This is a genomic window from Lunatibacter salilacus (genome assembly GCF_009797935.1).
In the GTDB taxonomy this organism is placed as follows: Bacteria; Bacteroidota; Bacteroidia; order Cytophagales; family Cyclobacteriaceae; genus Lunatibacter; species Lunatibacter salilacus.
In genome coordinates, this window is sequence record NZ_VOLC01000011.1 from 82,049 (window position 1) to 96,627 (window position 14,579).

Annotated in this window: 11 protein-coding genes; 7 read left to right on the top strand and 4 right to left on the bottom strand. The window is 41.4% G+C overall.

Annotated elements, in window-relative coordinates; genetic code table 11:
• Positions 1–28 precede the first annotated feature (28 nt).
• Positions 29–799 (bottom strand): uroporphyrinogen-III C-methyltransferase, encoded by a 771-nt coding sequence (gene cobA, locus FQ608_RS15595; protein WP_158859168.1) that lies wholly within the window; start codon positions 797–799, stop codon positions 29–31.
• 176 nt (positions 800–975) lie between these two features.
• Between cobA and nirB the strand changes: the two genes are divergently transcribed.
• From nirB to FQ608_RS15615, 4 genes are all read left to right on the top strand, one after another.
• Entirely contained in the window at positions 976–3,474 is a 2,499-nt protein-coding gene (gene nirB / locus FQ608_RS15600) for a nitrite reductase large subunit NirB (protein WP_158859169.1), read from the top strand.
• Positions 3,475–3,578: 104 nt separating this feature from the next.
• Positions 3,579–3,962: a nitrite reductase small subunit NirD gene (gene nirD / locus FQ608_RS15605; RefSeq protein WP_158859170.1), complete on the top strand. Its 384-nt coding sequence runs from the start codon at positions 3,579–3,581 to the stop codon at positions 3,960–3,962.
• Positions 3,963–4,108: 146 nt separating this feature from the next.
• Positions 4,109–5,923 (top strand): sensor histidine kinase, encoded by a 1,815-nt coding sequence (locus tag FQ608_RS15610; RefSeq protein WP_158859171.1) that lies wholly within the window; start codon positions 4,109–4,111, stop codon positions 5,921–5,923.
• A 9-nt stretch (positions 5,924–5,932) separates the two neighbouring features.
• On the top strand, positions 5,933–6,607 hold the full coding sequence (locus tag FQ608_RS15615) for a response regulator transcription factor (RefSeq protein ID WP_158859282.1): 675 nt from the start codon (positions 5,933–5,935) through the stop codon (positions 6,605–6,607).
• An 89-nt stretch (positions 6,608–6,696) separates the two neighbouring features.
• On the opposite strand, the gene FQ608_RS15620 is transcribed toward FQ608_RS15615, so the two are convergent.
• Positions 6,697–8,715: a cation:proton antiporter gene (locus FQ608_RS15620; RefSeq protein WP_158859172.1), complete on the bottom strand. Its 2,019-nt coding sequence runs from the start codon at positions 8,713–8,715 to the stop codon at positions 6,697–6,699.
• 294 nt (positions 8,716–9,009) lie between these two features.
• Positions 9,010–9,489: an Mpo1 family 2-hydroxy fatty acid dioxygenase gene (locus tag FQ608_RS15625; protein ID WP_158859173.1), complete on the bottom strand. Its 480-nt coding sequence runs from the start codon at positions 9,487–9,489 to the stop codon at positions 9,010–9,012.
• Positions 9,490–9,968: 479 nt separating this feature from the next.
• On the opposite strand from FQ608_RS15625, the gene nhaC reads away from it, so the two are divergent.
• The 3 genes from nhaC to FQ608_RS15640 all read left to right on the top strand — a co-directional run bounded on the left by nhaC (position 9,969) and on the right by FQ608_RS15640 (position 13,909).
• Positions 9,969–11,450 (top strand): Na+/H+ antiporter NhaC, encoded by a 1,482-nt coding sequence (nhaC, locus tag FQ608_RS15630; protein WP_158859174.1) that lies wholly within the window; start codon positions 9,969–9,971, stop codon positions 11,448–11,450.
• The gene (locus FQ608_RS15635; RefSeq protein ID WP_158859175.1) at positions 11,447–12,049 is read left to right on the top strand and encodes a 3'-5' exonuclease; all 603 of its coding nucleotides are present in this window, start codon (positions 11,447–11,449) and stop codon (positions 12,047–12,049) included. The genes nhaC and FQ608_RS15635 overlap by 4 nt, the downstream gene beginning before the upstream one ends.
• Before the next feature lie 696 nt (positions 12,050–12,745).
• Positions 12,746–13,909 (top strand): hypothetical protein, encoded by a 1,164-nt coding sequence (locus tag FQ608_RS15640; protein ID WP_158859176.1) that lies wholly within the window; start codon positions 12,746–12,748, stop codon positions 13,907–13,909.
• On the opposite strand, the gene FQ608_RS15645 is transcribed toward FQ608_RS15640, so the two are convergent.
• Positions 13,910–14,503 (bottom strand): IMPACT family protein, encoded by a 594-nt coding sequence (locus FQ608_RS15645; protein WP_158859177.1) that lies wholly within the window; start codon positions 14,501–14,503, stop codon positions 13,910–13,912.
• Between the last annotated feature and the right edge of the window lie 76 nt (positions 14,504–14,579).

Sequence of the window (14,579 nt, forward strand, 5' to 3'; positions counted from 1 at the left end):
CAAATTTAGCGAATATTATCACAAATCATCAAAATGAACGCTGAAGGTCATCCGCCGATGACATCACTTTCGCAAGTAGTTGCCTTTCCCGGACTACCATTCCTATAATTATAATAGCTGGTGCATAAATGGGATCAGCTTTTAGTTTTTCCTTTATGTCAGACACAGTACCGACCAGGGTTTTCTCGTCGGCTCTAGATCCATTTTGAATCAGGGCTATAGGCTCTTCCGACCCCCTTTCCTTTTTAAAGATCTCCGTTATCGCATTCAGTTTTCGGGTTCCCATTAAAATCACTACTGTGGAATTTCCCCGAGCGGCCGTTTGAATTTCGTCTGAAAGGCTACCATTCTTTAAGGTTCCCGTAACAATTGTGACGCTTTCGTTGCAGCCTCTTTTTGTAAGTGGAAATCCGGCAAGACCTGGCACGGCGAAGGCACTGCTAATTCCGGGCACATATTCGCCGGGTACCCCATGACTGGCAGCATACTCCAATTCCTCATGCCCCCGGCCAAATACAAACGCATCGCCTCCTTTAAGGCGTACCACATGCCCCATTGTCTTGGCGTATCCTACGATCATCCGGTTGATTTCATCCTGCTGCTTTTCATGCATTCCCGCACGCTTTCCTACGTAAATACGTAAAGCAGTTTCTGGTGCATGTATCAGTAAATCGGGGTTGGCCAGCGCATCGTAAAGCACTACATCCGCACTTTCCAGTGCCTTGACGCCTTTTAGGGTTATTAATTCGGGATCTCCCGGTCCAGCGCCCACAAGTGTTAATCTTGAATAAGTATCCATTAATTTAATATTAAGTATTTTATTCAATAAAATTAAGTAAAAACACGTAATAATACGTACGTTATTAAAAAATAATTTTTAACTTGCGCCTATTAAATAAGTAATTGTACTCAAGAATATTGATTCTCTGACGAGAATATGTTCAGCGAGGAAAATATAAAAGAACGGGATATACTATGCAAAAGGTAATCGTAATCGGGAATGGAATGGTTGGCTATAAGTTTTGTGAGAAATTGATGGCTGCGGACCCAGATAGACGTTTTAAGGTAACTGTATTCGGGGAGGAACCTTGGCCGGCCTATGACCGGGTGCATTTGAGTGCTTATTTTTCAGGTTCGAAAGCTGCCGATTTGCTGATGGCACCGCTTTCTTGGTATACCGACAATGGAATCGATCTGAGGACCAAGGAATTGATCGTGCAAATAGATCGGGCTAAAAAATGTGTGCATAGTCATTTGGGAAACATAATGGAGTACGATTACCTGGTTTTAGCTACTGGTTCGTCGGCGTTTGTTCCCCAGATTGCTGGAGTGGAAAAGAAGGGCGTGTTTGTATATAGAACTTTAGAGGATCTGGATGCCATGAAAAGCTTCGGGAAGCAGGTCAGGTCAGCGGCCGTTTTAGGCGGGGGCTTGTTGGGTTTGGAAGCCGCCAAGGCCGTAATGGATATGGGTCTTCAGACCCATGTGGTAGAATTTGCCTCCCGGCTGATGCCCCGTCAACTGGATGAAAGTGGAGCGGGTATTTTGCAGGCGAAATTGGAAGAGCTGGGAATAACCATACACCTCAATAAGCAGACAAGCGCCATTAAGGGAAATGGTAAACTGGCTGGGTTGGAGTTTGTGGATGGAAACAGTTTGGATGTAGATATGCTTGTGATTTCCGCCGGAATCCGGTCGAGGGATGAATTGGGGGCTGGAGCAGGATTGGAAACCGCACCCAGGGGAGGTTTTGTCGTCAATGAATTCCTGCAAACCTGCGATCCTTCAATATTCGCCATAGGTGAAGCCGCATCATGTGCAGGCATGGTCTATGGGCTAGTTGCCCCAGGATATGAAATGGCGGCACAGGTAGTCAATCAATTGACTCAACAAAAGGCCAAACCCTTTATGGGCTTTGATATGTCCACCAAATTAAAATTAATAGGGGTGGAGGTTGCCAGCTTTGGGGATGCGCTCGGTGAGTTGGAGCCGTCTAGATCCATCGTCTATGAAAACAAAGATAAAGGCATCTATAAGCGGATCAATATTTCTTCAGATGGAAAGAGACTGCTGGGTGGTGTGTTGGTAGGTGATTCATCTACTTACAACATGCTGTTGCAGATGGTACAAAACGATATGCCCTTACCTCCAGAACCGGAAGACCTGATTTTAGGTGCCAGAGGAGATAAGGGCGGATCGAACGGCATGGGCGTTGAAAATCTTCCTGCGACCGCACAAGTATGCTCCTGCGAAAACGTGACCAAGGCCGATCTATGTGGCTCCATACAGGCAGGCGCAACGGAAATAGGTGCGTTGAAGACCTGTACTAAAGCGGGAACAGGCTGTGGGGGTTGCCTTCCCTTAATTAATGACCTGCTTATGGTGGAGTTAAAATCCATGGGTAAGGTGGTCAAAAATGTGATATGTGAACATTTTGACTACTCCCGACAAGAACTGCTGGATCTGGTAAAGATTAAGGGGATCAGAAGTTATGATTCGCTGTTGGATGAATTTGGGCATGGCGACGGGTGTGAAACCTGTAAGCCGCTGGTGGCTTCTATTTTGGCAAGTACATGGAATGAACTGATCACCAAACAAGATACCATCCAAGATACCAATGACCGTTTTCTGGCTAATATCCAGAAAGGCGGTACCTATTCAGTAGTTCCACGAATTCCTGGGGGTGAGATCACACCCGAAAAATTAATTGTAATCGGACAAGTTGCCCAAAAATATGGCTTGTACACCAAGATTACCGGAGGCCAGCGGATTGACTTGTTTGGAGCACGTGTGGATCATTTGCCGGATATATGGGAAGAGTTGATCAATGCAGGGTTTGAAAGTGGACATGCCTATGGAAAATCACTGCGTACCGTAAAAAGCTGCGTGGGTTCTACCTGGTGCCGATATGGGGTACAGGATTCGGTTTCTTTCGCCATCCAGGTAGAAGAGCGATATAGAGGCCTTCGCTCCCCACATAAGCTAAAAGGTGGGGTATCAGGATGCACCCGTGAATGTGCCGAAGCACAAAGCAAGGATTTTGGCATCATCGCCACCGAGAAGGGGTGGAACCTGTATGTCTGTGGCAATGGAGGATCCAAGCCCCAGCAAACCATTCTACTGGCCAATGACTTAGACACTGATACTTGCCTTAGTTATATCGACCGCTTTCTTATGTTTTACATCAAGACTGCTGAGCCTCTCAACCGGACCGCCACCTGGCTCAATAAAATGGAGGGGGGCATTGATTACCTGCGTGATGTTATAGTCAATGACTGTCTGGGCATAGGAGCGGAATTGGAAAGGGAAATGGCATTTATGATAGACACCTATGCCTGCGAATGGAAGGAAGTAGTAAATAATCCCGAACTACGTGCAAAGTTTAAGCATTTTGTAAATGTGGAGGAGCCGGATCCCCAGGTCGCTTTTGGACCCATGAGGGGACAAAAAATCCCGGTGGGTTGGGCTGGTTAAAACTGCGAAGCATACCCTTAGTATTAGAAAGAAGACCCGTGTATTTCAAATACCGACTAGAAAAGATTACTAACAAATCAATAGAATAATTCATCCAGCATCTTATGTTAGCAGAAATCGAAAAGTACAAAAAGGCCGAATTGTCATCAGATATCTTTTGGTTCAAAGCGGCAGCCACGAATGCTTTTCCGGAAAACGGGGGGGCTTGTGTCAAATACAAAGACTTGCAGATTGCCGTCTTTAATTTTACAAGAAGAGGAGAATGGTACGCCTGTCAAAATCTTTGTCCGCATAAGATGCAGATGATCTTATCTAGGGGCATGATCGGCTCTTGCGAAAATGAACCCAAAGTAGCCTGCCCGTTTCACAAAAAGACCTTTTCCCTAAAGGACGGAAAAAACCTAAACGGCGATGAATGTACCATCACCACCTATCCGGTGAAAGTAGAAGACGGTTTCGTCTTCGTTGGATTTGACAGCCATTATTAGCGAAATAAATAGAAATCGATTTTCCTCCTTTGGTAGGACTTACGGGTTGATCACCCTTCTATTTTTACGCTCCCAAACTAACTTGTTACGTAAATCGCTTTTTTTCTAAGTGGATTTACGTAACTTTATTTTCTTCACCTTAGGATATGTCTAATTCAACCACTGATTCCGGTATAAAGCGTTTTGAAGACCTTCGCTGGCGTTATCTTATTGCCCTGTCAGCCATTGCTTTAACCATAGTAATTAGTCAGGTACTGCTGCAATTTTACATTTCCCAACAGGAAAGTGACTCGATAGAGGTAAACCTCTCGGGCAGACAACGGATGTTAAGTCAGCGAATTACCAAATCGGCAATTCTTCTTACCCAATCCAATGATAGTCAATTAGTTGTTAGGTATAGGGAAGAACTAAGGGAAAGTTTGACAGCATGGACCCACGCCCACCGGGCACTTTTGGAAGGGGATGCTGAAATTGGAATCAAGGGCACCTTTAATTCTAAAATAAGGGGACTTTTTCAACAAATTCAAGGGGATTTTGAGGAGATAGTTGCTGGCGGAAACGCTCTTTTAACCTTTCCTGACGGGGTCCCTTCAAATCAATCAGATATAGCCTTAAACCGGATTTTAAGTCATGAATCTTCTTTTTTGGAAGGTATGGATCAGATAGTTGATGAATTTGACCGGGAAGCACAACTCAAAATTGCCCGTCTTCGGGAAATGGAACTGTTTCTTTTTGGGGTGGTGCTTATATTTATTTTTCTGGAGGTTCGGTTTTTCTTTTGGCCATCGGCCAAGTTGGTCATACAGAATTTTGAGGAGTTGGCGGCAAAGGAATCCAAGGCAAGATCCCTTGCCTTGGAGTTGTCTGCTTTATATGAGTCGCTGGAAAAATCATACTTGGATCTATCGGCAGTGGAGGTGGAATTGGAAGACTTAACCCTTTTTGCCTCCTGTACTCCCGAAGGGAATTTTACATTTTTTGCGGATAAATTCTCCCTAATCATGGAATTTGAATCGCAAAAGCCGGCTAATTTTTTCGACTGGCTGGAAAAGCAAGGATATGAGTCCAGATTTGTAAGCCAAATCAGACAGTTGGTGCTTGAAGGAAAAACCTGGCAGGGAGATTTGAAGCTTGTCAATGAGGAGGGAGATTTTGTTTGGCTCAAGTTACATTTGGTGCCAACATTGGGGCCATCCTCCGAAGTAGTCGGACTCTTGCTGATTTCAGTCGATGAGACAGAAGCAAAAGAAGCACAAGCCCGGTCCCAGGAAATTTACAAAGACAAGTTGGATAAGAAGCTGAAGGAGCAACAATATCGGTCTGCATTAATACTAGAGGGACAGGAGGAAGAGCGGAAACGCATATCAAGGGATCTTCACGACGGCATTGGGCAATATATGACCGCACTAAAATTCAGTCTGGAAGGAATAAAGGATGTAAAAACTTTCCAGGAAGAGAATAGGCTAAAGGTCTCAAAAAAGCTTGTGGCAGATGTGATCAAGGAAGTTAGAAGGGTTTCTTTTCACCTCACTCCTGTGGCACTGTCCGATTACGGGATTCCGGCGGTACTGCACAAATTCAGTGAAGAGATGGGGAAAATTTCTAAAATCCCGGTGGTTTTTGAAAACAAGACAGGGTTTATCTCCAGAATGGAACCGAAGATCGAAAACAATATTTACCGGATCGTTCAGGAGGCCGTAAACAACGCTGTGAAATATTCCGAGGCCGAAGAAATCCGAATCAGCCTTTCCCATAACTCCAAATTTTTGCTTTTGGAAATAATAGATGATGGGATAGGATTCGATATGCAGAAGTTAAAGGAGGAGGGGCATTTCAAAGCTTCTGGCCATGGTATTTTTAATATCAGAGAAAGGGTTAATTTTGTCAACGGGCAATTTGAGCTAAAAACGTCTCCGGGCGAAGGAACCCGGATGAGTATAGAGATTCCCTTGGATCAATAAGCTATGAGTATAGAAGAGATAAAGGTAGTATTGGCAGATGACCACATCGTGGTGCGTAACGGGATAAAGATGCTACTTGAAAACGAAACTGAAATTAAAGTAATCGGCGAAGCTTCTAATGGAATGCAGGCGTTAGAGATGGTGAGAGAAGTCGAGCCAGATGTGTTGATTATAGATATCCGCATGCCGATAATGAACGGACTGGAGGCCACCAAAAAGCTATCCGAATATTCCCAAAAGACAAAAGCCCTGATTCTGTCCATGCACAACGACGAAGCATATATCCTACAGGCCGTTGAGAGTGGTGCTTCTGGCTATTTGTTAAAGGATACCAATAAAGAGGAGTTTTTGAAAGCCATACGGACTGTTTTTCAGGGAGGGAAATATTTCAGTGGGGATATCAGCAATGTCATTGTAAATTCATACTTGCACGGAAAAAAGCCGTACACCCCAGAAGGGCAGGCCTCAGAGGCGACGTATGACCTAACCAAACGGGAAAAGGAGATTTTAAAATTAATTTACCAGGGCACTGGAAACAAAGAAATAGCGGAGCAATTGAACAAAAGTATACGGACCATTGAAACCCACCGGTTTAATATCATGAAAAAGCTGAAAGTTGGGAATGTTGTGGAATTGCTGAAAAAAGTGGAGGAGGATAGGGGGTTAAAGGAGATTTTAAATTAATAGTGAAAATTGTTACGGAGTTTACAGGGAGTTTATAAGAGATTATAGGTCGTATTTGGGGTGTTGTCTAAACTCATGATATTAACAATTTAATCCACACTAATCGTTTTCTCAAACGCCTCCAAAGCTTCTGTTCGTCCCACTAAATAAAGCACATCTCCCAATTTGAGCTTGGTATCCCCCGTTATTTCAGTTTGCGTGTTGCCTTCCCGTTTGATTGCCACCAAATTAACTCCTGCATTTTCCCGAAGATTTACATCTTTGATAGGCTTGCCTAGGTAGGGTCCGGAGTCTTTTTCAATTTTTATACTTACAAAATTTATCTCTGGAATGTCCAATGCAATACCGGTCGCATTATCTCGCGAAGCATGGCGAAACATCTCGTAATCATGGGAGCGCACATCCTCAGTGAATTCCTCGATGCTTTTACGGGGTACGAGATATTTACCTAACACCCGCGTGAAAATTTCTATGGATGTCTCAAACTCCTCTGGAATCACCTCATCTGCTCCCAACTGAAGGAGTGATTCGATCTCGTTAACATAGCGGGTACGGACAATAATGCAGTTGTTGTGGTTGTAATTGCGTACGTTTACCACTATGCCCCGGGTAGCATCGTTGTTCGAAATAGCGATCACGACTACCCGAGCTTTGTGGATATTCACGTGCTCCAGCACCGTCCCATTTGCGGCATCTCCGAAGATGATCGGTTCTCCATTTGCTGCTTCTGTGCGGACAGTCTCCGGATTCATCTCAATAATCGCATACGGTATGTGGGCACTCTTGGCTGCCTTGGATAAGTTGCGTCCGTTCAGTCCGTAGCCAATTATTACAAGGTGATCACTCAATGTTTCCTCTTCCAATTCTCCCATTGGCACTTCCACCTGGGGGTCCAACCTATCCTTGATTTTGGTTGGAAGAGGAGTATTGAGCACTCTGCCTGCCAGACTTTCCCGGCTTTTCAGCACAAAGGGTGTTACCGCCATTGTCAGGATAGAAATGGCAAGAAAATACTGGTAGGTGATTGGATCGAGCAACTCATATTTCAATCCTTCCTTGGCTAATAATAGAGAAAATTCACCCACCTGAAAGATAGAAAACCCGACGATAAATGATTCCTTAAAACTGGCTCCGATCGCCTTTACTGCCAATGCGGCCGCAATAAATTTTCCTGCGAAAGTAAGTAGGACTAACCCAAGAATGACAAAAATATGTTCGTAAAGAAAAGTAACATCAAACAACATGCCCACGGAGACAAAAAAGAAACTAAGGAAGATTTCTCTAAAGGGAAGGATTTTTCCGGTAGCCTGATGACTGTACTCTGATTCACTGATAATCAATCCGGCCAAAAAGGCACCCAATCCCAGGGACAATCCCAACAAGGAGGTGGCATAAGCTACCGCAAAACAAGTCACGATGATACTCAAAAGAAATAATTCCTCGTTTCTTGTCTTGGCAACCTTGTAGAGTAATTTGGGGATAAGGTATTTGGCACTTAAGATGGTAAGCACGATCACCAAACCTCCTTTTAATGCCAGATATAGCAATGAAAGCAGAATGTTGTCTGATTCACCTGCCAGCATAGGAGTGAACAGTACAAAAGGAACGATAATGATGTCTTGGAAAATCAATATGGCCAACGTCGTCCTTCCTGATATGGTATTCACTTGGCCCGCTTCTTGGAGGAGTTTCAATACGATGGCGGTACTACTTAACGCAAAAAGGAATCCAAAAAAAACAGCAATGTTCCATTCAAAGCCAAACAAATAACTGATAAGCGAAGTAAACCCTATAGTTAGCAATACCTGAAGAGACCCACCGATAAAAACAGCCTTTTTTATAGCCATTAAGCTCTTCAGCGAAAATTCCATCCCAATTACAAATAGCAACAGGATGACACCTATTTCAGAAAGAACTTCCACAGCTGTGGATGCTTCCACAAGGGACAAACCATATGGCCCTGCTATGGCTCCAGTGAGAAGATACCCGATAATGGTGGGCAATTTCAATCGCATAAATAGCAGGATAACCAGCATGGCCAAGCCAAAAATGACAACAATGTCAGACAATAGAGGGATTTCTACATTTGCTAAAATTAAATGCTCCATGGGAAATTCGATACGAGTTATCTCAATAAAGCCTTAAAATTACAAATATCAAATGGAATAGCAGGTTATTTTAATAACTTCAAGATAGGTTTTTAAAAAAAAGACAACCATTTCCGGAAATCTTTCTAAGATGAAATTTTAAGCCCTTAAAAATTAAAATTCACTTTACCTATTAAACTCGCATTAGGTTTGGCAACCTAATTCATTTGTTTACAGGTGAATATGAAGGTACAGTAACCAAAGTAATTGGGATTAGCCACAAATGGAGTAGATGGACCTAATCAGGTAATGACTTTAATAGGCGAAACCGAATTTTTTATAAATAAAATGCATTAACCATGCGGGCCCGATTAATAGAAACTGAACATCTTTAAAAAAGGATGGTTTTTTACCTTCAACTTTATGCCCATAAAATTGAAATATCCAAGCGACAATAAAGATAGACAGGCAAATTACCCATAGGGGTATGGGGGATACTATGGACAGAAAGTTAGCAATTGCAAGGCTCAAAGCCGAAAAAAGAAACATACCCAGGGTCAACGGAGGGGAAATTGTCCAATAATAAATCAAAACTAGGAGCAGCACGAAGGTAGCCCAGTTGGCAAAACTCCCCAATACAAAACCCAAACTCTGCATTGGACCAGGAGGGATACAGTAAATAAGACCCACGATGCTGAAAAAAATCGCAGGCACACAGATCCAATGGATGAGTTTGTTGAAAGGGTGGGTGTGACTAACCCCGTATTCAGCCAATAATTGATCGATTTTCCTCATTTTAAAAAGGATTAATGCCTTGGAGATATGTTATATCCATTTAAAATTAAGAATAAAAATGGAATTTGAAACATTGTTGAATAATTATTATTTAGGATTTGGATGTTTGAGCAAAAAAAGGCTAACCTATTCGACAGTCAAACTGGATTTGATTATCTGGGAAAACAGCAATTGAGATAGTTTGATGTCTTTCAGGAATATAAACCTTAAAATGCGCAAACCTTCTAGTTATTATTGATAATCAACTATTTGGTCAAATTCAACGTGTAAAAACCTGGAAGGTTTTTCTTCATAATGATCACTTAGTTATATCAAAATTCTGCGGATTTTAGGTAAAAAATATAAAATTGCTGATTGTTTCTCAGGAAGTGGCCCCGTCATTTTATACGGATAAACATCAGTCGTATTAGCGGCATAATATCTGGATAATCCGTATTTTTTTTTACTTTTAGGCCCACTTTATAACTCAACCAAACTGAATGTCACACACCACAAAGGAACCAACGATTGCTGAAGCGATTTTTCCAATCGGATTTTTGGTGATATTATTAGTAGTCAATATCAAAATTTTTCAGACAGATGGCCTAAGTGGTTCCAATCAAATTGTTTTAATACTCTCAGCGGCAGTTGCTGGACTCGTGGCGGTTTTTAGATTGGGTTATTCATGGGATAAGATTCAGGACGGTATGATTCACAGTATTTCTGCGGCCATGTCATCGATATTGATCCTGTTGCTAATCGGTTCCTTAGCCGGTACTTGGATGCTTAGTGGCATCGTACCCGCCATGATTTACTATGGACTTCAGGTTTTAAACCCCTCAATTTTTCTTGTTGCGGCTTGTTTGGTCAGTGCCATTGTATCGGTTGCTACAGGAAGCAGTTGGACTACCGTAGCTACGGTGGGTGTGGCATTGCTGGGAATTGGAAAAGCCCTGGGGTTTGATGAAGGCATAATTGCGGGAGCAATCATTTCGGGAGCTTATTTTGGAGATAAAATGTCACCACTTTCAGACACCACTAACTTGGCCCCCGCCATGGCGGGAACGGATTTGTTCACCCATATCCGCCACATGACCAAAACGACTGTTCCAACCATTCTGATTACTCTGCTAATATTCGGAATTATTGGATTGGTCAGGGAGTCAGAGGGATCAGTGGATCAAGTTTCCGAAATATCTGCGGTAATTTTAGAGCGGTTTACTATTTCAGGATGGTTGTTTGTGGTTCCGCTATTAGTACTTGTCCTAATTCTGAAAAAGGCCCCAGCGATTCCAACTTTGTTGTTTGGAGCACTGTTGGGGGGGATTTGGGCAATAATATTTCAGCCGGAGCTTATCAAGAGCTTGGCTTGGAACCCGGAAAGTAGTTTTGCGGTTAATTCTTTTCAGGTGGTGATGACATCGCTTTACGGTAACACTACCATTGTCACTTCCAATGATGTAGTCAATGAACTTCTTATAACCGGGGGAATGTTTGGAATGTTAAATACAGTTTGGCTTATCATTTGTGCCATGGTTTTTGGAGGTATTATGGAAGTCAGTGGGATGCTGCGGGTTTTGGCGGAAGCCGTTATGAGAAAAGTTACTACCGTAGGATCGCTGATAGCTGCCACAGCAGGAACGGGTGTGTTTTTCAACCTGACTACCTCTGACCAATATCTAGCTATTTTGGTTCCGGGGAGGATGTACGCTGATATTTATAGAAAAAAGGGACTTAAAGGAGAAAATCTAAGCAGAACATTGGAGGATAGTGCTACCGTAACTTCCGTGTTGGTACCATGGAATACTTGCGGTGCCACACAGGCATCTGTTTTGGGCGTGGCTACACTTACCTATGCGCCTTATTGTTTTTTCAATATTATTAGTCCATTTATGACTATTTTGTTTGGGTACCTGAAACTCGGCATCAACTATTATTCCAAGGAGGAAATGAAAGAAATTGAAGAAGAGATCGCTGTATGATACCGCTTAAGATTACAAAGGAGGAAGTCAATGGATTTGAACTGGGAGCCTTCGAGGGAAAGATTATCCTCATTGATGAGTTGGAGGGGTTACAAAAAATGTATGAGGACCTTAATTCCAAAAAATCCATCGGCTTCGACACAGAAACTAGACCTGCGTTTCGTAGAGGCGTGTCCTATGATGTGGCGTTAATTCAACTTGCAACGGATGATACGGCTTATTTGATCCGGATAAATAAAATCGGATTTCCAAGAGAGGTGAAGCGTATTTTGGAAAATCCCGATATTGTAAAAATTGGAGCGGCAGTGCGAGACGATCTAAAGGGGCTTAAAAAATTATCGCCTACTTTCAAACCGTCCAGTTTTTTTGATCTTAATGAGGAGTTGAAAAAAGTAGGCTTCTTAAATGTCGGGGTAAGAAATCTAAGTGCCATGGTATTGGGCATCAGGATTTCAAAATCCGAGCAGGTGTCTAACTGGGAAGCCGACCAATTGACAGATAAGCAGGAACTGTATGCTGCAACTGATGCGTGGGCCTGCCTTGCTATTTTTCAAAAACTTCTAGATAACGGAACGCTGGAACCGCTATTTCCATATTAGTAGAATACAATTATCGTTTTAAGCCTGCGGAATTTGCAACAAATTTTCCGCCAAAATTGAATTGGAATCCATATATTTTTAACAAATGAGACTAAATCTGGAAAGTGTCGTACTGCTTTCCGAATATTGGAAAGTCTGACTTTTTTCTCCGTCAAAATCATGGATTTTTAATCGGAAACCTAAATTGAGATTTTCCAAAACCACAGTAAATAAATTGATACCAATTTTTAAAGATATTGAGGGAAAAAAAATCGAATTTGGAAAGTTCCATTAGTCTCGTGTTGAAATTTTGGATGTTTAAGTAATATAAGGATTCACAGATTTTTGGCCAATGAAAGTGAATAACCCATTTCATAAAATCTAAAATTTCAGTTTCATAACAATTAAACGATTCTTTTATATTTTTAAATGTAGTTCATTAATTCGAAAATAGATTTAAGACATAAATGTACGCGAAAAACAAAAATAGGTATTCAAAAAGCGAAAGTATTTATTTTTGAATTTTTAAATATTAAATAATGTAGTTTGAAATTAAAAAAACGCTTTGGTTGTATTAGAAGTGAATTTCCCGTTTTATTGTTTTGAATCTAATATTTTTGAGTCTAGTTTTATGTATAAGGTTACAGAACGATTATAAACTAAAATCACAAAAATCAAAATTTTTTAACCAAATTAACTATTACAAGAAAAAATAGTATGCTTAAACGAACAATTAGAGAGCAGAGGGAGAGATTTTTTGGAAAGAATATTGACGACAAAATTGTTGTATTTCAATCTGACGGTTGGGGATCGGCTAGACTTCCAAACAAGCAGGTGTTTCAATCCCTTTTAGGAAAGGGAATAAAGCTCAGTTTTAAGGAAAATAAGGGATTTAGGACTGTTCTTGATGGGTTTGAAAGTCCCCAAGAACTTAATCAGCTTCTAGAAATTCTTTTGAAACACAAAGACGCTGAAGGAAAAAACCCTGTCTTTACTTTTAATGTAACAACCGGCAATCCGGATTTTAAAAAAATAGAAGAACATGGTTTTCGAGAGTATTTTTCTGAACCTTTTTACCTTACGATGGAGAAGGAGCGCCCAGGCGTTTTGAATCTCTGGAGAAGTGGAATTGAAAACGGGTTAATTTCTCCTCAATTTATGGGACATGATCCCGTAAATAAAAAGCGCTGGCTGGATGGCTTGGTTAAAAATAAACTTGATCTTCAAATTGCTTTTCAGTATGGCGTATATAACCTAAGCAGGACGAGATTTTCTTCTGATTATTATTCCATTGCTTATGAATATTTGTCTGGAGAAGAAGAGCAATATCTCAAGGACAATATTACACAGGGGTTGAATGCCTTTCAGGATTTTTTTCATAAAAGGCCTTGCTCATTTGTCGCCCCTTTTTATGTTACTTCAAGTTATTTTTTAAAAGAAATAAGGGAACAAGGTGTAACAGTTTTCCAAAGTAATGGTACGCATTTGTTACCTCGAAAGGTGAGAAATGGGGAAATGATTTACAATAGAAAACGTATCGTTTCCGGTTTTGATAACCACACCAATAGTATTCAACTTATCAGGAATTGCCGTTTCGAACCGGCATTTTACCCTACAGAAAATGAAACGGGTCGTTGTTTGGCAGAAGTGACCCAAGCGTTTAACCATAGGCGACCCGCCGTAATATGCAGCAGCAGATCGAATTATGTTGGTATATTCGATGAAAAGATCCCTGGAGAAAGTCTTGAACAATTGGACACCCTCTTGGAAGAGATTATCAGAAGATGGCCGGACGTCAAATTTTACACAACGGATCAAATTGTGGAATTATATGGACTGCAAGAAATACCCAGTTCCCGAAGCTTGGCAAGTGTATATTGATTATTTTTTCGAAAAGGAGGATATTTTTTCGAAGAGATGATAGGCTTTATTTAGACGAGACTTTTGGCACCGTAAAGAAATCTCGCAAATGGATTGAAAGCTTTGACTGATGATTTCCATTTCATACATCGCTATAATTCTCATTACCTCATTGGTATGGCGATATTCAAAGGAGAAATTCATTTCCGATGTTACCACTCCTTCCAGAATTTCGTTTGAATTGATAGCCTCCATGGCGGCTGTTTTATACGCTTTTATTAAACCTCCCACCCCCAGTTTGATGCCTCCAAAATACCTCACCACAACTATTAACACATTCGTAAGCCCATTAGACCGGATCTGACCCAAAATGGGATCTCCTGCCGAATGATTGGGTTCGCCGTCATCGTTTGATCTGAAAAGTTTCTGGTCCTTTCCCAGCATATAGGCATAGCAGTGATGGCGCGCGTCGTAGAATTCTTTTTTCAAGCTTTCTAAAATCGGTTTGATTTCTTCCTCAGCAGAAATAGGATAAGCAAAAGCCAAGAATTTGCTACCTTTTTCTTTGTAAACACCGGTAGACTTTTTTCCCAATGTCAGAAATTTATCCTCCATTCTTCTAATTTAGCATGTAAGTTTTATTTCATAGTTATTTTTCGATTCCTATATAGGCAATAAACTGCTATTTACT